Here is a 17,802-nt window from a genome sequence, read left to right as displayed (position 1 = left end):
TAAAAATACCCACATCCGCAAATTACTTAATTTTTGCGATAAGATAGTATGCTTTTTATTTTTTAATCCCATAAGAGGAATATTGCCGTGGACGTACGTCTTTCTGATCGTGTCAATGCTATCAAACCGTCCCCTACACTTGCTGTAACCAACAAAGCTGCTGAACTTAAAGCTGCTGGCAAGAACGTGATTGGTTTAGGTGCTGGCGAACCAGACTTTGATACCCCGCAACACATCAAAGATGCTGCAATTGAAGCGATTAATAATGGTTTCACCAAATATACGGCTGTAGATGGTACTCCTGGATTAAAAAAAGCAATTATTGCTAAATTTAAGCGTGATAATAATCTTGATTATCAAGCGAATCAGATTTTGGTTTCATGTGGTGGTAAGCAAAGCTTCTTTAACTTGGCACTTGCTCTATTAAACAAAGGCGATGAAGTTATCATTCCAGCACCTTTCTGGGTAAGCTATCCAGATATGGTCATTATTGCTGAAGGTACTCCAGTCATTGTGAAATGTGGCGAAGATCAACGTTTCAAAATCACTCCTGAACAATTAGAAGCTGCTATTACACCTAACACTCGCTTAGTTGTATTAAACAGCCCTTCTAACCCGACTGGTATGATTTATAGCAAAGCTGAATTAGAAGCTTTAGCTGAAGTTCTACGTCGCCACCCACAAGTATTTGTTGCATCTGACGATATGTATGAACCAATTCGTTGGGAAGATGAGTTCTACAACATCGCAACAGTTGCTCCAGATTTATATGACCGCACGATTGTTTTAAATGGTGTATCTAAAGCATATGCAATGACTGGTTGGCGTATTGGCTATGCAGCCGGCCCAGCAAAAATCATTGGTGCAATGAAAAAGATCCAATCACAGTCAACTTCTAACCCAACTTCTATTTCGCAAGTTGCTGCTGAAGCTGCATTGAATGGCCCACAAGACGTTTTACAACCGATGATTGAAGCGTTTAAACGCCGTCATGACTTAGTTGTAAACGGCTTAAATGACATCAAAGGTATTTCTTGCTTACCTGCTGATGGCGCTTTCTATGCTTATGCAAACATTCGTCCTCTTATTCGTGCAAAAGGCTTAAAATCTTGCACAGAGTTCTCTGAATGGCTATTAGAAGAAACTGGCGTAGCAGTAGTACCTGGTGATGCATTTGGTTTAGGCGGTTTTATGCGTATTTCATATGCAACAGCTGACGAAGTACTTGTTGATGCGTTAGCTCGTATCAAAAAAGCTGCTGACTCAATTGAAGGTGTAGATGCTGCTATCGCTTCAATCGAAGCTGAAAAAGCTGCGAAATAATCTGTAAAAATTAAAAGGGCCTCAAAATTGAGGCCCTTTTTTATAATTAAAATTATTATAGGTTAAATAACGCAGCGACCTGAGCCTCAGTCAATTTCTTTGTATCATTTTGAAAAGTATAAAAATCAGGTTTTGAATCAATAAAAATTTCCATATTCAAATTCAAGTCTTCTACTGGCTCATTTAAAGAAAATGCATTGATGTTGCAATAGCTTTGATCTTTCGTTCTCCAAAAAATTGTTGTACCACAAGCATTACAAAAACCTCGTTCTCCCCAGTCAGAAGAGTTAAATACACTAAGATGCTTTTGCTGAATAAACTTTAAACTACCTTTGACCACATCAATTGTCATAATGACACCACTGGTTTGTCTACGACACATCGAGCAATGGCAAGCATGTACATCATGATTTTTTAATTCAACTTCAAAAGTTGTTTCACCACATAAACACTGACCGTTCATTATTATTTTCCATAAGAAGTTTATATTTTTAGAGTTATAAAATATTCTGCTCAACCAAAATTTACAAGTTCATAAACTATAAAGTGACGTATATTTCTTGTACTTGACAATATGTATTTTAACGCCTAATTTAACATCAAGTTCTATTTTAGAACTTAAAGAATTAAAGGACTCAAAAAATGAAAAATCCGATGGAAATGACTGGCCTTGAATTTTTACAAGCCATGATAGAAGGCCATATTCCTCCTGCAAGTATTAGCAAAACTATACCTATGCAGCCTACTGAAATCTCAGAAGGATCTGTTACTTTCAAAGCCCAAGCGGATTATAACCATCTAAATCCACTCGGTGGCGTGCATGGTGGTTTTGCTGCAACAGTCCTAGATTCGGTGACTGGCTGTGCAGTACATACGATGTTACCTGCGGGTGTAGGCTATGGCACAATCGACCTTAACGTGAAAATGTGCCGCCCCATTCCAAAGAACCATCCTTTAATTGCGACAGGAAAAGTCATTAATTTAAGTAAAAATTTAGGTATTTCCGAAGGAAAGATTATTGATGAGGAAGGTAAACTGTATGCCTATGCAACAGCAACCTGCATGATTATTCGTCCCTAATGATTAAAGGCAGCCTTAAACCGCTGCCTTTTTTATTGAGTAATCTTGATTATTTGGACGTTCACAAGTTTGCGCAATCACATAAGGTGCCCAAATATTTTTAAGTTGAAGTTCTATAATTTCTTGATGCTCAGTAGACCAAGCTAACACTTTATTTTTACCCAACAACAACTCCCCTTCTAATTGAAAAATATAGAGAGATTTAGAGGAGTTTAATAATTTCGAGCTTTTTAAAATTTTAAGTGAATTATGCACATTCCATTTAGAACTAAACCAAAGTTGCAGTAAATCGCCTAAATATAAATTCTGTTTTTTGAAAGGATAAGCATCAATCCATGCATCTTCTACAAGTGTGTAATAAGATTCTGATTGAGTTAAGACATTAAGATAATTTTGTTGATAAAAATCAAAATTAGAAAAAATAGAAGCGATCGTAAGCGTTTTCATACTTATCTCCGATTTAGCCATTTTAGTGCTGGCAAGTTGGTTTAAATCCACACTGTTTGGATTTCTCCAAACGCTTGTTCTTTCTTGAATCTAGCAATTGACTTTTTAAAGTGCAAGTAATTTCTTAACACAGCACCCAACTGATCAAATAAAAAGCATACAACACAAAAATGAAGTAAACATGACAATTTAGACTTGACCCTTCTCAAAATCTCCTTATAATCGCATGCAGATTCTCCCATAGCTCAGTCGGTAGAGCGACGGACTGTTAATCCGCAGGTCCCTGGTTCGAGCCCAGGTGGGAGAGCCAAATACTAAAAAGCCCGCAGCATTAAAGCGGGCTTTTTTTTGCCATAATTTTATTAATAGCTATAAAAAAATCCCCTATCAATATAGAGGATTTAATTTTCATGGTTAAACCATTTACTTGGCTTAATGATCCAATCTAAGTTTGAAAAAGATATTCCTTTCTTAAATCCTTATTCCATTTCAACTACTTTTAAAGGATTAAAAGACTGAGTGGTCGGCATCATTTCAATACGATTAATATTAATGTGCGGAGGTTGTGAGGCAACCCAAGCTACCGTATTGGCAATATCTTCCGGCAAGATTGGATTCTTTTTATCATAAAGACTGTTCACTTTTTCTTGGTCACCTTTAAAACGTACCAAAGAAAACTCTGTACCCCCACAAAGCCCTGGCTCAATGTTAGTGACTCGAATGCCAGTACCTGATAGATCAGCTCGAAGGTTTAAACTAAATTGCTCCACGAATGCTTTGGTGGCACCGTAAACATTACCACCCGGATATGGGTATGTACCTGCAATTGACCCCATATTGATAATTAAGCCAGACTTTTTCTTTACCATGCTTGGTAAAATTAGTCGGGTAACAGTAATAAGCCCCTTAACATTGGTATCAATCATAGTGTACCAATCATCTAAATCTGATTTATCTGCTGACTCTAACCCTAAGGCCAATCCAGCATTATTAACCAATAAATCAATTTCACTGATTTGAAATTCGGCTGGTAAGTCAACCAAGGCTTTATTTATATTTTCTACGGTATCTGTCATGTCAAATACTAAGGGATAAAACTTTTCACCAAGTTCTTGCTGTAATTCTTTTAATTTTTCTGCCCGTCTTCCACAGCCAATAACTTTGTAGCCTAATTCAATCAGTTTTTTTGAAATACTATAACCAAAGCCCGCAGAGGCACCTGTAACTAATGCTAACATTCTTATATCCTTAAAATATTCGACTAATTTAGTTGAACCGATTATGAACAAAACTATCTTTATATTTACATAATATTCGTTATTACTTTAAAAAATAAAAGTTTTTTAAAAAATTTTAAGAGAAATTAAAATTTATAAAAAATATATTTATTAAATAATTATATGCATAAAAAAACTAAAAGCAGAACATGCCGACCACCGGAGGAATAAAGCTTACTTAATAAAAAAGTTTACCTTTCACGGTAAACTTTTTTATTCAAAACTTCTAATATTATGCAGGCACGCCGCTATGAAAACGGAAGGTATCATCAGGCATTAAAATCAGATTCTTTTCAACCTCACGAATATGATCAATGCGCTGCTGAATATCCTCTTTAGGATTTTTCATTTTTGCAGTTTTTGCAACATCAAGTGCAAGTGCCAAGTAGTCTTCAAAATGACGAGACTCCGACTTAAGCAAATAGCGATAATAGCGTCCTAACTCATCATCTACACGTGGGGCAAGAGCATGAAAGCGTTCACATGAGCGCGCCTCAACAAAAGCACCTACCACAAGTACATCAATTAAAGCCTCTGGCTCATAAGTACGAATCTCTTTACGCAACCCACCAGCATAGCGCCCTGCACTTAAGCCATCCCATTTCTGACCACGCTTAGCCATAAGCTCAAGCACTTGTTCATAATGAAGCATTTCTTCCCGTACCAGCTGCGCAAGCTTTACTTGCAAATCAGGGAAGAAGCTATAACGAAACATTAAGTTCATTGCAGTACTAGCTGCTTTTTTTTCACAATTAGCATGATCTTGCATCAAAATATCTAGATTATTGATTGCCTCATCTAACCATGCTTTTGGTGTTTGACAGCCTAAAAAAGCTAAAACAGGTTGCATTAATTCATCGTAATTGATACTCGACATAACCAATTAACCCGCCACCTGAATTGCTGCTTTCATATCTTTAACAGCTTGAACTAGACCCACAAAAACACTATCTGCAATAATTGAGTGCCCAATGTTTAACTCATGAATTTGTGAGATAGCAGCAATTGGAGCAATATTCTTAAGGTTAAGGCCATGACCAGCATTTACAACCAAACCTTTTGAAGCTGCGTATTCAACACCTTTGATAATACGCGCTAGCTCAGCTTGTTGACCTTGCTCTGTTGCCGCATCTGCATATGCACCCGTATGTAACTCAATAGTAGGTGCACCACATGCAACTGCTGCATCAATTTGAGCTAAATCGGCATCAATAAATAATGATACGTCGCAGCCAATAGCAGCTAAAGTCTGAGTTGCAGCTTTAACTTTTTCAAAGTTACCTACTACATCTAAACCACCTTCGGTAGTTACTTCTTGGCGTCTTTCAGGAACAAAACAAACATGCTGTGGCTGAATTTCTTTCGCAAACTCGACCATTTCATCAGTAACAGCTAACTCAAGATTCATACGTGTTTTTAATAATGGACGCATGCGGCGTACGTCATCATCTTGAATATGGCGACGGTCTTCACGCAAATGCAAAGTAATGCCCTCTGCACCAGCTTGTTCACAAATAAGAGCAGCTTCTACAGGATCTGGGTAAGTAGTACCGCGCGCCTGTCTCAAAGTAGCAACATGGTCTATGTTTACACCAAGCAATGCAGCCATAAATAAATCCTAATTACGATTAGTTTGAGTGTTTTGAATCCACAATTGTCGACTTTTTAGGGGACGATCACCTAAAAGCGATGTAATCATTTGACGGTATAGTTTACCTAATAATTGCAATTGTTCGAGAGAAAAATCCTGCCCTTGCTCATAATCCAACATAGACAAAATCGCTTTCCCTGACAAAGAAGAACGACTCGCCTGCACAACAGGAGCGAAACCTTCTGTCACTTGAAATTGATAAAACTGATGAGCCTGAATCGGCTGTTGTTGGGTATCGACTGAGAAATCAAGTGCGTATCCAAGTTCAGGAAGTAAAATATGCTCGAACTGGCGTAAAATCTGCCGAAGAAAAAGGTCAGGATTTTCGTGGGAAGATAATTCTTGTAATTGAAGTAACGTTAACTGATATTGCTCAAACGTTTGTGGCATTGTCTCTTCTAAGGGACAAAGTCTAAGAACAACTTCATTTAAATAAAATCCGGCAAAAAAAGCATCCCCAAAAAAGAAAACAGGCTGATTTAAGATTTCAAGCTTTGTAAAGTTTTTCAGCTCACTTTTACCCGTGGCTTGCAAGCGAATAGGCTGATATTGAGGGGGCGGAGTCTGTCTTAAAATACCATCGACTCGCCCATACTCCTGAGTAAAAAGATGCACAATATGACTTTTTTCACGGTATTTACGGTGATGAATCATATATCCATGGAGGATTTCATTGCGCATCATAAAAAGAAACTATTCCTCAGATTCTTTTTCTTTTTTGTCATCCTCATCATCACCGTCAGGAATTACCGCCCCTACAACAGCCGCTGTACCTTTAACAACACCTTTTGTAGTTTTATAGGCGATACCTACTGGTACGGTTACAAGCTTATATACACAACCTTGTAACATCAATGTACATCCAATTATAGCGACCAATGATGTAATTGTTTTCATACCAGCATCCTTATCCTTTAGATATCACTATACCCTAAGCTTTTTAAAGCACGCTCATCGTCAGACCAGCCACCTTTAACTTTAACCCATAAGGTAAGCATGATCTTTTGCTCAAACATTTTTTCCATGTCTTTACGAGCATCCATACCGATTGTTTTAAGCTTGGCACCTTTTTCACCAATCACAATCGCTTTTTGGCCTGCACGATCTACAAAAATCGTTGCATCAATATAAGTACAAGCTGGCTTTAAACGACCAGTTTTTTCATTAACAGTCTCTTCTTCCGTTCTGAAAGATTCAATTTGTACTGTTAAATCATAAGGTAATTCTTCACCTAACTGACGCATGATTTTTTCACGAATAATTTCGCTAGCTAAAAAGCGCTCAGAACGGTCAGTAATCTGATCAAATGAATACAAAGGCGCTTGGTAAGGAAGATACTTCTCAATCGTTTCGCTCAAGTGTTCCAGATTTGCTCCGCGTAATGCAGATACAGGAACGATCTCGGCAAAATTCATAAGCTTAGCGCGCTCTTGAATCAAAGGCAGAATATCTCTTTTATCTTCAAAAGTATCAGCTTTGTTAATCACCAAAATAACAGGCATTTCAGCATTCTTGAGTTTTTCAAGCACTAAGTCGTCATTTTGCGTCCACTTATAAGCATCAATAACAAATAAGACCAAATTAACGTCGCGCAATGCAGAGTGAGCTGCACGGTTCATCATTTTATTAATAGCACGCACTTCTTTTTTATGCATACCCGGGGTATCTACATATACCGCCTGCATTTTTTCACGCGAATCAATACCAATAATTTTATGACGTGTTGTTTGAGGTTTACGCGAAGTAATAGAAAGCTTTTGACCTAACAAATGGTTCATGAGGGTAGATTTACCCACATTTGGACGTCCCACAATCGCCACAAATCCGCTCTTAAAATCCGAAGGAATTGTTACGCCTTTGGAACTAAAAAATTGATCAATCAGATTATTAGGATCTTGGTTCTCATTTGAATCTGGATTGATTTGATCAGAATGCATCGACATGCAGGTTATTGCTCCAATAACTTTAAAATTTCCGCCGCTGCTGCCTGCTCGGCAAAACGACGACTTGAACCCTCACCATGAATCTTTGATAAGCCATCTATCAAACATTCAACTTTAAAGTGCTGGTGAGGTGCATCACCCTGAATATCTACAACCTCGTAAACAGGGAGAGGTTTTTTACGTGCTTGTAGATACTCTTGTAAACGTGATTTAGGGTCTTTAAGTTGATCCGTAGGCTCAATATGGTCTAAATACGGTACATACCATTTTAGCACAATATCTGTAAGTAAGTTGAGATCACCACTATCAATATAAATTGCACCAATAATGGCTTCTACCGTGTCAGCCAATATTGACTCACGATGATGACCACCAGATTTCAATTCACCCGTACTTAATATTAAACACCGACTAAGTTGCAAATCGGTTGCAATCTTACCTAAAGCTTCCTGACGCACTAAAGTCGCTCGCATACGCGTTAGGCGACCTTCGTTTTCATTTGGATAGGCATGATATAGATAATTGGCAATAATCATGCCTAATAATGAATCGCCTAAAAACTCTAAGCGCTCGTAATTGTATTTATGACTCACCGAACGATGAGTCAAAGCCAACTGTAACAATTCAAGCTGCTTGAATTGATATCCGATTCGACTCAATAAGCGAGGATCACTTAGTTTGAACTGATGTTTTATCAAAACTCTTCTCAAATGTTAAAACTAAATCAATATTTGATAAGAAGGGTTTTCTTACCTCATATTTCTTTTGGACTTTTAGACCAGACTCATTAAACACTTGCGCAATCTCTTTAAAATGAAGATCACGAATATTGTTCATTTCCAGACGCTGATCCATTTGTGTCATAAACTTCTGTGGGGTGATGTCAGAAGAGCTTTCTTGTAAAAGCTCTTCTATTTGATTATTAATCAATCGATCATCCCAATATGCTGGCCAAACTGCAAGTACAGCTTTTACTGCAACCGCAAATATAACCACCCCAAATAAAATTGCTAAATACGAAGTACCTTGTTGTGCCTTACGCATTTCTTTTTTTCCTAATGGTTGTTTTTAATCTATTTTTCCATTTCGGCCAAAGTTAGGAAGATGTAACCCCGGTTCTTTATGCATCCAGACATAAAATGCTCGTCCTGTTAAATTTTCTTCAGGAACGAAGCCCCAGAAACGACTGTCTGCACTTTGATCACGGTTATCCCCCATTGCAAAGTAATGTCCTTTTGGAACAGTTACTTCCCAATATAAACCGTCTTGGTTTGCATATTTACCATTTTCAACATAGTTGATAAACGGTGCTTGACGCGCCACATTTACGCCTTCAAGTTCACGCATTGTAAAAGTGTGCGTACCAATCGTCTCTTTATGATAAATAGACGTTGGTGTATCTAATACATCTTTTTCACGGCTAAACTGTGTTAATACTTTCGGTACTTTTTGTCCGTTAATAATCAATTGTCCATGATCATAAACAAGATGATCGCCTGGCAAACCGATTACACGTTTAATATAACTAATGGTAGGTTGAGGTGGATAACGGAATACAATCACATCACCACGCTTTGGTTCTCCCACATCAATAATTTTCTTATTAACGATAGGTAAACGCACACCATAATCAAATTTATTAACCAGAATAAAATCACCAGTTTCTAAAGTAGGTACCATAGAGTCTGATGGAATATTAAATGGTTCGTAAAGGAATGAACGAAGTACAAGTACTACAGCTAAAACTGGCCAAAAGTCATAAGCCCATGTAATGACAAAATTTTCGTTCCCGCGCCCTTTATTTGCACGCTGTTTAAATACAAGTTTATCTAACAACCACACTGCAAATAGAATCAGCGTAACTGGAACAAGAATTAAATTAAAATCAAAATCCACACGACCTCACTCGCAGCCTAGCTGCTTGTCTTAAAGTAGGGGAAAGTAATGTCTTACTCCCCCCGACCTTCATTTCTTATCTTTCTACTTTCAATACAGCCAAGAACGCTTCTTGTGGAATTTCAACACTTCCCACTTGTTTCATACGTTTCTTACCTTCTTTTTGTTTAGAAAGTAGTTTTTTCTTACGCGAAACGTCACCACCATAACATTTTGCCAATACGTTTTTACGCATCGCTTTTACAGTAGAACGGGCAATAATTTGCGCACCGATTGCTGCCTGAATAGCAACATCGAACATTTGGCGAGGAATCAAGTCTTTCATTTTCTCAACCAATGCAATACCACGATGGCGTGCATCATTACGGTGACAAATCATAGCCAAGGCATCAACCTTTTCGCTATTAATTAGCACATCAACCTTAACTAAAGCTGAACTTTCAAAACGTACAAAGTTATAGTCTAAAGATGCAAAGCCACGAGAGCATGACTTTAACCTGTCAAAGAAATCCATAACGACTTCAGCCATCGGGATTTCAAAAGTAATAGAAACTTGGTTACCCAAGAATTTCATATCTTTTTGTACACCACGACGTTCGATACATAGCGTCATTACGTTCCCTAAGTATTCTTGAGGAACAAGGATATGACATTCAGCAATTGGTTCACGCAAATCTTCTACAGTAGATCCATCTGGCATTTTTGATGGACTGTCGATATAAATCGTTTCGCCCTTCTTGGTTAATGCTTCATAAATTACGGTAGGCGCAGAACTGATGAGATCAAGATCGTACTCACGCTCTAAACGCTCTTGTACAATCTCCATATGTAGCATCCCTAAGAAGCCACAGCGAAAACCGAAACCTAATGCATCAGAACTTTCTGGTTCAAAGAATAAAGCCGAGTCGTTAATTTGTAATTTTTGTAGCGCTTCACGGAATGGCTCAAAATCACTCGCATCAATCGGGAAAAGACCAGCATAAACCTGTGGTTTAACTTTTTTGAAACCCGGTAAAATCGTAACATCAGGGGTAGATGCAAGCGTAATCGTGTCACCTACTGGCGCACCAAAAATATCTTTAATACCCGCAATTACAAAACCTACTTCACCAGCTTCAAGGATATCTGTTTCCGTATGCTTCGGATTAAATACACCCACTGAAGTTACCGGATGAGTTTGACCTGTCGATTTAACCAACATTTTGTCGCCCTTACGGATACGACCTTGTTTAATACGGACAAGAGAAACTACACCTAGGTAGTTATCAAACCATGAATCGATAATTAATGCTTGTAATGGAGCATCACGATCGCCTTCAGGCGCTGGAATAACATCGACTAAACGCTCTAAAACACCTTCAACACCCAAACCAGTTTTTGCTGAACAGGTTGGTGCATCAGTTGCTTCAATTCCGATAATTTCTTCAATTTCATGAATTACACGTTCAGGTTCAGCCTGTGGTAAATCAATTTTATTTAAAATAGGAAGAACTTCGAGACCTTGTTCAATCGCGGTATAACAGTTTGCAACTGATTGTGCTTCTACACCTTGTGCAGCATCTACAACTAATAGCGCACCTTCACATGCAGCTAATGAACGAGAAACTTCATACGAGAAGTCTACGTGTCCAGGAGTATCAATAAAGTTAAGTTGATATTCTTGACCATTAGGATGAGTATAATATAGCGTGACTGAAGCGGCTTTAATGGTAATCCCACGTTCGCGCTCAAGCTCCATTGAGTCCAAGACTTGAGCTTGCATTTCACGATCTTGTAGACCACCACACATCTGAATAAAACGGTCAGCCAATGTAGACTTACCATGGTCAATGTGGGCAATAATCGAGAAATTTCGTATATTTTTGATATCGACGGATTTTTTAGCTTGCGCCATGGGTTACCTTGAGAAAATATAGAGTGCTATGTAGCTTGTTTTAATACACAGCCAAAGCAGTTAAATAAATTGCGTGAGATTATAACAGATGGATATTTTAAAGTATCCAAAATAATCATGAGCTTTGTACTTATGTTTTAAAAATGACAATCAAAGTGAGGCTACTACTTCAGGTTATTGAGCATACGAAATAGTAAAATCATAAGGGTTTATGCTTGAATCAAGCGGCTTGTATGCATGGGTAAAAGTTGGAGACATTCGTTTTGGACGTCCTGTAGCAATTTCAATGCATGCCCATTTAGTATTTCCGACAAATAATACGGCCTGATCTGATGGGCGGAAAAATACATATTGGCGAAACGAATAAAGAGCATTGATATCATCTAACCATGTACGTAATACAATTTGTTCGCCTTCAAATGCAGCTTTACGATATTGCACATGATGCTCAACCGCGACCATTGCATGTTTTAGTTCAAGATATTTAGTTACCCCGACTCCTAATGTTTCAACATGAGCACCAGCTACATCTTGCATCCACTGTACATACATCACATTATTCACATGTCCTAACGCATCAATATGGTGTGGCTGCACCTGAATATGTAAATCAAAAATACTACTCACAAATGTTCACTCTTATTTATTAACTTTTAAACTGAAATAAGTGTAGGTAGATATCACTATACGCTCAAGATAAATAACAAAAAACCACCCATGTTTAGGGTGGTTCATTGTTTCTTTTTTAAGTTTACTGAATACGTAAACCAAGCATTGCGCGTTGTCCCTGACGAATAATTGCAACACGCGCTACCGTATTTTTTTGCAAGTTAGAAACGACTTTTGCAAAATCCTGACTATTTAAAATCTGGTTATTGTTGACTTGAACAATCACATCACCCGGAATGATATTTGACAATGATGCTAGGCCACCACGGCGAACATCTTGTACATAGATACCACCTTTTACACTCAAAGCACTTTTTTCTGGCTCAGCTAAATCACGAATGCTCATTCCTAAAACTGGTCCTTTAGATACGATACTTTGTGCACCTGTGGCAGGCGTTTCATCTGGAGCAGTCGTTAAAGTTGCTGAAATATTACGGGTTTTGTCATCACGTAATACTTCAAACTGGACAGTTTGATTCGGCTGTACTTTGTTTAATGCATATAGTAATTCACTCGTGCGCGATACCGGATTACCGTTGTATTTCAAAATCACGTCACCAGCTCGCAAGCCTGCTTTTTGTGCAGGTGAGTTCGGAGAAATTTGAGTAATTAAAGCACCTTCAGGTTTTGGTAACTTGTAAGCATCGGCAAGGTTGCGGTCAATGTCTTGCATCATCACACCAAGATAAGAGCGTGTTACCTTACCTTTAGTTTTAAGCTGTTCGGCTACATCCATCGCTACGTCAATCGGGATAGAAAAAGACAAGCCCATATAGCCGCCAGTACCACTAAATATTCGAGAGTTTACCCCGACTACTTCACCATTTTGGTTAAATAGTGGACCACCAGAGTTACCTGGGTTTAGCGCAACGTCAGTTTGAATAAATGGTACCGAAGTTTCACCACTCATATTTCGTGATTTAGCACTCACAATACCTGCCGATGCAGAGTAGTCAAAACCAAAAGGCGAACCAATTGCTAAAACTGGCTCTCCCACTCGCAAACGGTCAACATTTCCTACGCGTAAAGCTGGATAACTATTTCCAGTCACCTTTAACAATGCAACGTCTGTACGCTCATCACTCCCAACCACAGTTGCATCAATTTCACGGCGGTCATTTAAAGTAATACTAATGCGTGAGGCATTTTCAATCACATGGTGGTTGGTAAGTAGGTAACCATCTTTACTAATAAAGAATGCACTACCGTATGCAGTTTTTTCTTGTGGACCCTGTTGCTGTGGAATGATGACCTGATTTCCAAAGAAACGTTTCAAAATTTCAGGGACTTGCTGCTGCAATAGTTCATCCTGAGTCATTTTTTTTACGACGTTTACACTCACCACTGCTGGACTAACTTGTTCAACGAGGTTTGAAAAATCAACAGCAGCATTTGCCTGAACAGCAGCAACTGTAAATACCGCTGCATACATTCCTTGTTGTAAATAGCGAGTTTTCATTCGGTGCTCACCCACAATTGGTCTACGAGAATAAGAATAAAACTGTTGTATCACAACGCTTTGGGGTTGTGCGTAACAATATGTTTATTTGTAAGGCATCCTTACATTCATTATTTTACGCATTGCAACTTTTTAAGCCAATTGCAATTTTTCTCTGAGTTAGAGCGCTTAAGCTCTTGCCTTTTTAGATAAAAAGGGGTGTCATTAGCGGACGTTTTAGATTGTTGCGAATGGACATGCCTAATTTACAGACAATTCACCACTTTGACGTGATTATTGTGGGCAGCGGCGGTGCTGGTTTAAGTCTGGCTTTATCGTTACCAAATCATTTTAATATTGCAGTTTTAGCCAAAGCTGCTTTAACCGAAGCAAGTACCTTCTATGCTCAAGGTGGTGTTGCTGCTGTTCTTGATGAGACTGACTCTATTCAACAGCACATTAATGACACTATGATTGCAGGTGCTCATTTATGTGAAATGGATGCGGTACAACATACCGTAGAAGGCGGTCGCCCTTCTGTTGACTTTCTTTTAAAGCAAGGCGTGCAATTTACTTTAGATGAAGATGAACAACTTCATTTAACACGCGAAGGTGGCCATTCACAGCGACGCATTATCCATTCTGCTGATGCAACAGGTAAAGCCATTTCAACCACCTTGGTTGAACGTGCCAAAGAACGTAAAAATATTACTATTTTTGAAAATTATATTGCGATTGATTTAATTACATCGCATAAATTAGGTCATACAGATCAAGCAAATCGCGCTATTGGTTTGTATGCCTTAGATGAAAATACAGAAAAAGTTCATACTTTCCTTGCACCATTCACCGCACTTGCTTGCGGCGGTGCGATGAAAGCTTATCTGTACACATCTAATCCAGATATTGCTACAGGTGATGGTATTGCAATGGCCTTCCGTGCAGGTTGCCGTGTAGCCAATATGGAATTTAACCAATTCCACCCAACTTGTCTGTATCACCCTCAAGCTCGCTCATTTTTAATTACTGAAGCCATGCGCGGTGAAGGTGCTTATTTGCGCTTACCTGATGGCGAGCGTTTTATGCTACGTTTTGACGATCGTGCAGAACTGGCTCCTCGCGATATTGTGGCACGTACCATTGACCATGAAATTAAACGCCTCGGTATTCGTCACGTGTGGTTAGACATTACACACAAATCACCAGAGTTTATCAAAGAGCACTTCCCTACACTTTATGCACGATTGCTTGAGTTAGGTATCGACATTACCAAAGACATGATTCCAGTGGTGCCAGCAGCGCACTATACATGTGGTGGTGTCGTAGTTGACTCAAATAGCCAGACGGATATCGAAGGTCTATATGCGATTGGTGAAACGTCTTATACCGGTTTACATGGCGCAAACCGTATGGCAAGTAACTCATTACTTGAGTGCTTCGTTTACGGCATGAGTGCAGCAAAAGATATCGAAAATAAATTTGATGAAAACTTCAAATTACCTGAAGTACCAACTTGGGATGACTCACAAGTAACCAACCCTGATGAAGATGTAGTGATTTTACAAAACTGGGATGAGTTACGTTCGACCATGTGGAACTATGTTGGTATTGTAAGAACTACAAAACGTTTAGAACGTGCTTTGCACCGTATTGAAATGTTAAAGCGTGAAATCACTGAGTATTATCAAGACTACCGTGTCAGCAAAAATTTAATTGAGTTGCGTAACCTTGTTTTAGTATCTGAGATGATTGTGCGCTGTGCTATGCAACGTAAAGAATCACGTGGTCTACATTACACGCTTGATTATCCAGAAACTTCGAGTGAGATTCGTAAAACAGTTCTAACACCGCCAAATTTTGCAGTTGAACAGCCATTGGTTAATACTGATATTTAAGCTGTTCTTCTAAAAAAAGCACAGTTCAGACTGTGCTTTTTATTTGCTTTAATATTTATGATCTAGGTGGAATTGAATAAGTTGCGGTCACATGTGCAACGGGTTCTTCTAACCCTACTGAATAAATCCAGACCTCACCCACGACCAAGCTCTTTCCGACTTTCATGAGTTTACATTCACTACGTAAGTCTTGATCACCTGCGGGTTTTCTTAGAAAATTAATATTAAAATTGGTCGTCACAGCTAAACCAATAATTCCGATTTCACCTAATATTGCAATATATAAAGCAAAGTCTGCCAAAGTCATCATGGTTGGACCAGATATGGTACCACCGGGCCGTTGATGCCTTTGATCGACATGATAATGAACGACAGCAGCTTTAGGCGTGACTGATTCAATCGTGCAATGTTCAAGACTTGGTGGAAATTCCTTTTCAAGAAATGCCACGATTTCTTCTTTTGAGCTTTTCATCCTTGTTATTCTTCAATCTATAAATCATATGTAAGATAGCATAAGAAAATAGCAGATATTTTCTATGACGTTTTAAATCAGAATTAACGTCATTTTTCACCACTCCCATAGTCTATAAGAGTGGCTCATCCAATTGCTTATCCTAAATATTGCAATGCCTGTTCGAACACCTGATCAGGACTTTGGGTTGCATCTATTCGCTTAATACGTTCAGGTTCAGCTTTCCACAAGGTTTCATAACCTTCACGAACCTTAGTAAAGAAACTTAACTTTTCTTGTTCAAAACGATCTAAAACTCCACGTTCACGTGCACGGTTCATCCCGAGTTCAATCGGTGCATCTAACCAGAACGTTACTTCTGGCATGCGTGAAACAAAGTTCTGATTTAAAAGCTGTAATTTATCTTGGCTTAAACCACGACCAGAACATTGGTAAGCAAAGCTTGCATCGGTAAAACGATCACTTAATACAATTTTATTAGACTCTAGAGCTGGCAAAATAATCTGCTGTAAGTGTTGAGCACGTGCAGCATAAATTAAAAGTAGTTCAGTATCGTGACTCATATTTTCATCATGATTCACTGCCAAAAGCATTGAACGTATTTGTTCTGCTAACGGCGTACCACCCGGTTCACGAGTTAAAACAACTTGTTTACCTTGCTCTTCAAAATACTGATGAATTTTTCGAATGAGTGTAGTTTTACCCACCCCTTCCGTACCTTCAAAGCTAATAAACATCTCTTTTCCTTATTTCTTCGATCTCAACACGGATAAGTACTCTTGCACCGCTTGATTATGCGCTTGCAAGCTTGCCGTAAATTTATGCCCACCATTACCAGTCGCTACAAAATAGATGTTATTTGAATCATCTGGATGCAATGCAGCTTCAATTGCTTTTTGGCTTGGCAAAGCAATTGGCGTTGGCGGTAAGCCATTAATAGTATAAGTATTATATGCTGTTGGGGTACGGAGGTCTTCTCGAGTAATATTGCCTTTATAGTTATTCCCCATACCGTAAATAACAGTTGGATCCGTTTGTAGACGCATACCAATTTTTAAACGGCGAACAAAAACGCCTGAAACTTGTGTAAGTTCACTGTCTAAACTTGTTTCTTTCTCAACAATAGAAGCCATAATTAATGCTTCATATTTATCTTTATAAGGTAAATTCGGCGCACGATTTGCCCAAGCTGCATCTAGAGCTTTCATTTGACGGTGGTATAAATCGGTCAGAATTTTCTTATCTGTTTCACCTTTGGCAAAGAAATAAGTATTAGGTGCGAACAAACCTTCAGGATGCCCATAAGGAATCCCAAGCGCCTTCATCAGCTGATCATCTGGTAAATCTAATATTGTATTTTTTACATTTTTATCATTTTTGAGTGCAGTAATAAGCTGTTTAAAAGTTGTACCTTCAATGACCAAGACACGGTTCATCTGAGCATTATCTGCATCAGATAGCATTTCTAATACTTCTCTTACACTCATTCCCTGTTCAATTTCATACACACCAGCTTTCATGCTGTCATGAATCATAAACTTCTGATAAAGCTTCAATACCACAGGAAAGCTAATTTTGCCTTCTTTCGCCAAACGATCAATAAAACCAGAATAGGTTTCACCAGATGTAATAGATAACATCTGTTTTTTGCCTTCAATAGGATAAGCTTTAAATAGACTCGACCATAAAATGGCAAAAGTAGAAATTAAGACAATAAACAGGCCAATTAGAACCAATCGCTTAGAAAATTTTGGAGCTTGTTTTTTGTTATTTTTCTTGGCGTTTTTTGCTTTCGCATTCACAGGTGGCTTCGGCAT

21 protein-coding genes and 1 tRNA gene are annotated in these 17,802 nt (G+C 38.5%); 4 read left to right on the top strand and 18 right to left on the bottom strand.

All coding sequences use genetic code 11. From position 1 onward, the window contains the following. The first annotated feature begins 87 nt into the window (after positions 1-87). Positions 88-1,323 carry a pyridoxal phosphate-dependent aminotransferase gene (locus K6I41_RS04785; RefSeq protein WP_002118408.1) on the top strand — a complete coding sequence of 412 codons (1,236 nt, stop codon included), beginning with the start codon at positions 88-90 and terminating at the stop codon, positions 1,321-1,323. A gap of 55 nt (positions 1,324-1,378) precedes the next feature. Here the strand turns inward: K6I41_RS04785 and K6I41_RS04780 are convergent, their stop codons facing one another. Further along, positions 1,379-1,786: a GFA family protein gene (locus K6I41_RS04780; protein WP_250375299.1), complete on the bottom strand. Its 408-nt coding sequence runs from the start codon at positions 1,784-1,786 to the stop codon at positions 1,379-1,381. Positions 1,787-1,965: 179 nt separating this feature from the next. Here K6I41_RS04780 and K6I41_RS04775 point away from each other — a divergent pair, with 179 nt between their 5' ends. Beyond that, entirely contained in the window at positions 1,966-2,403 is a 438-nt protein-coding gene (locus K6I41_RS04775) for a PaaI family thioesterase (RefSeq protein WP_250375298.1), read from the top strand. A gap of 15 nt (positions 2,404-2,418) precedes the next feature. On the opposite strand, the gene K6I41_RS04770 is transcribed toward K6I41_RS04775, so the two are convergent. After that, the gene (locus K6I41_RS04770) at positions 2,419-2,850 is read right to left on the bottom strand and encodes a hypothetical protein (RefSeq protein WP_250375297.1); all 432 of its coding nucleotides are present in this window, start codon (positions 2,848-2,850) and stop codon (positions 2,419-2,421) included. 41 nt (positions 2,851-2,891) lie between these two features. After that, positions 2,892-3,038: a hypothetical protein gene (locus K6I41_RS04765; RefSeq protein WP_081399273.1), complete on the bottom strand. Its 147-nt coding sequence runs from the start codon at positions 3,036-3,038 to the stop codon at positions 2,892-2,894. A gap of 46 nt (positions 3,039-3,084) precedes the next feature. On the opposite strand from K6I41_RS04765, the gene K6I41_RS04760 reads away from it, so the two are divergent. Next, positions 3,085-3,160 (top strand) — tRNA-Asn (locus K6I41_RS04760). Positions 3,161-3,329: 169 nt separating this feature from the next. On the opposite strand, the gene K6I41_RS04755 is transcribed toward K6I41_RS04760, so the two are convergent. The 12 genes from K6I41_RS04755 to K6I41_RS04700 all read right to left on the bottom strand — a co-directional run bounded on the left by K6I41_RS04755 (position 3,330) and on the right by K6I41_RS04700 (position 13,639). Then, positions 3,330-4,088: an SDR family oxidoreductase gene (locus K6I41_RS04755; RefSeq protein ID WP_192833945.1), complete on the bottom strand. Its 759-nt coding sequence runs from the start codon at positions 4,086-4,088 to the stop codon at positions 3,330-3,332. A gap of 271 nt (positions 4,089-4,359) precedes the next feature. Further along, positions 4,360-5,004, bottom strand: coding sequence for a MiaE family protein (locus tag K6I41_RS04750; protein ID WP_250375296.1), 645 nt, complete (start codon positions 5,002-5,004; stop codon positions 4,360-4,362). A gap of 6 nt (positions 5,005-5,010) precedes the next feature. Continuing rightward, a complete protein-coding gene (gene pdxJ / locus K6I41_RS04745) occupies positions 5,011-5,736 on the bottom strand; it encodes a pyridoxine 5'-phosphate synthase (RefSeq protein WP_250375295.1) in 726 nt (241 codons plus the stop codon). Positions 5,737-5,745: 9 nt separating this feature from the next. Then, a complete protein-coding gene (recO, locus tag K6I41_RS04740) occupies positions 5,746-6,462 on the bottom strand; it encodes a DNA repair protein RecO (protein ID WP_250375294.1) in 717 nt (238 codons plus the stop codon). Between the two features lie 9 nt (positions 6,463-6,471). Further along, entirely contained in the window at positions 6,472-6,675 is a 204-nt protein-coding gene (locus K6I41_RS04735) for an NF038104 family lipoprotein (RefSeq protein ID WP_004790744.1), read from the bottom strand. A gap of 17 nt (positions 6,676-6,692) precedes the next feature. Beyond that, entirely contained in the window at positions 6,693-7,715 is a 1,023-nt protein-coding gene (gene era, locus K6I41_RS04730) for a GTPase Era (protein WP_250375754.1), read from the bottom strand. 11 nt (positions 7,716-7,726) lie between these two features. Beyond that, positions 7,727-8,419: a ribonuclease III gene (gene rnc, locus K6I41_RS04725; RefSeq protein WP_004790741.1), complete on the bottom strand. Its 693-nt coding sequence runs from the start codon at positions 8,417-8,419 to the stop codon at positions 7,727-7,729. Further along, a complete protein-coding gene (locus tag K6I41_RS04720; protein WP_005307477.1) occupies positions 8,391-8,765 on the bottom strand; it encodes a DUF4845 domain-containing protein in 375 nt (124 codons plus the stop codon). Before K6I41_RS04720 ends, rnc begins: the two co-directional genes overlap by 29 nt. Positions 8,766-8,789: 24 nt before the next feature. Next, the gene (gene lepB / locus K6I41_RS04715; RefSeq protein ID WP_004790734.1) at positions 8,790-9,617 is read right to left on the bottom strand and encodes a signal peptidase I; all 828 of its coding nucleotides are present in this window, start codon (positions 9,615-9,617) and stop codon (positions 8,790-8,792) included. A 76-nt stretch (positions 9,618-9,693) separates the two neighbouring features. Then, positions 9,694-11,511, bottom strand: a complete 1,818-nt coding sequence (gene lepA / locus K6I41_RS04710) for a translation elongation factor 4 (protein ID WP_013197096.1) — start codon at positions 11,509-11,511, stop codon at positions 9,694-9,696. A 174-nt stretch (positions 11,512-11,685) separates the two neighbouring features. Next, positions 11,686-12,138, bottom strand: coding sequence for an acyl-CoA thioesterase (locus K6I41_RS04705; protein ID WP_192455022.1), 453 nt, complete (start codon positions 12,136-12,138; stop codon positions 11,686-11,688). 124 nt (positions 12,139-12,262) lie between these two features. Further along, a complete protein-coding gene (locus K6I41_RS04700; protein WP_192455023.1) occupies positions 12,263-13,639 on the bottom strand; it encodes a Do family serine endopeptidase in 1,377 nt (458 codons plus the stop codon). A gap of 230 nt (positions 13,640-13,869) precedes the next feature. On the opposite strand from K6I41_RS04700, the gene nadB reads away from it, so the two are divergent. Then, positions 13,870-15,513 (top strand): L-aspartate oxidase, encoded by a 1,644-nt coding sequence (nadB, locus tag K6I41_RS04695; protein ID WP_013197095.1) that lies wholly within the window; start codon positions 13,870-13,872, stop codon positions 15,511-15,513. 55 nt (positions 15,514-15,568) lie between these two features. On the opposite strand, the gene K6I41_RS04690 is transcribed toward nadB, so the two are convergent. The 3 genes from K6I41_RS04690 to mltG all read right to left on the bottom strand — a co-directional run bounded on the left by K6I41_RS04690 (position 15,569) and on the right by mltG (position 17,802). Beyond that, entirely contained in the window at positions 15,569-15,985 is a 417-nt protein-coding gene (locus tag K6I41_RS04690) for a PaaI family thioesterase (RefSeq protein WP_151767153.1), read from the bottom strand. Positions 15,986-16,122: 137 nt separating this feature from the next. Next, complete coding sequence (gene tmk / locus K6I41_RS04685) at positions 16,123-16,722, bottom strand: dTMP kinase (RefSeq protein ID WP_250375293.1); 600 nt, start codon at positions 16,720-16,722, stop codon at positions 16,123-16,125. A 9-nt stretch (positions 16,723-16,731) separates the two neighbouring features. Further along, entirely contained in the window at positions 16,732-17,802 is a 1,071-nt protein-coding gene (gene mltG, locus K6I41_RS04680) for an endolytic transglycosylase MltG (protein WP_005307490.1), read from the bottom strand.

This window comes from Acinetobacter sp. AS23 (assembly GCF_023612055.1).
Lineage (GTDB): Bacteria > Pseudomonadota > Gammaproteobacteria > Pseudomonadales > Moraxellaceae > Acinetobacter > Acinetobacter oleivorans.
The sequence above is the reverse complement of the archived record's forward strand: the minus strand, read 5'-3'. Positions and strand labels throughout refer to the sequence as shown.

Bases quoted from the DNA above. Each gene is read 5' to 3' on its own strand.
- K6I41_RS04780 (WP_250375299.1), bottom strand. From the start codon at position 1,786: ATGAACGGTCAGTGTTTATGTGGTGAAACAACTTTTGAAGTTGAATTA.
- K6I41_RS04775 (WP_250375298.1), top strand. From the start codon at position 1,966: ATGAAAAATCCGATGGAAATGACTGGCCTTGAATTTTTACAAGCCATG.
- K6I41_RS04770 (WP_250375297.1), bottom strand. From the start codon at position 2,850: ATGAAAACGCTTACGATCGCTTCTATTTTTTCTAATTTTGATTTTTAT.
- K6I41_RS04755 (WP_192833945.1), bottom strand. From the start codon at position 4,088: ATGTTAGCATTAGTTACAGGTGCCTCTGCGGGCTTTGGTTATAGTATT.
- K6I41_RS04750 (WP_250375296.1), bottom strand. From the start codon at position 5,004: ATGTCGAGTATCAATTACGATGAATTAATGCAACCTGTTTTAGCTTTT.
- pdxJ (WP_250375295.1), bottom strand. From the start codon at position 5,736: ATGGCTGCATTGCTTGGTGTAAACATAGACCATGTTGCTACTTTGAGA.
- recO (WP_250375294.1), bottom strand. From the start codon at position 6,462: ATGATGCGCAATGAAATCCTCCATGGATATATGATTCATCACCGTAAA.
- K6I41_RS04735 (WP_004790744.1), bottom strand. From the start codon at position 6,675: ATGAAAACAATTACATCATTGGTCGCTATAATTGGATGTACATTGATG.
- era (WP_250375754.1), bottom strand. From the start codon at position 7,715: ATGCATTCTGATCAAATCAATCCAGATTCAAATGAGAACCAAGATCCT.
- K6I41_RS04720 (WP_005307477.1), bottom strand. From the start codon at position 8,765: ATGCGTAAGGCACAACAAGGTACTTCGTATTTAGCAATTTTATTTGGG.
- lepA (WP_013197096.1), bottom strand. From the start codon at position 11,511: ATGGCGCAAGCTAAAAAATCCGTCGATATCAAAAATATACGAAATTTC.
- K6I41_RS04700 (WP_192455023.1), bottom strand. From the start codon at position 13,639: ATGAAAACTCGCTATTTACAACAAGGAATGTATGCAGCGGTATTTACA.
- nadB (WP_013197095.1), top strand. From the start codon at position 13,870: ATGGACATGCCTAATTTACAGACAATTCACCACTTTGACGTGATTATT.
- K6I41_RS04690 (WP_151767153.1), bottom strand. From the start codon at position 15,985: ATGAAAAGCTCAAAAGAAGAAATCGTGGCATTTCTTGAAAAGGAATTT.
- tmk (WP_250375293.1), bottom strand. From the start codon at position 16,722: ATGTTTATTAGCTTTGAAGGTACGGAAGGGGTGGGTAAAACTACACTC.
- mltG (WP_005307490.1), bottom strand. From the start codon at position 17,802: ATGCCGAAGCCACCTGTGAATGCGAAAGCAAAAAACGCCAAGAAAAAT.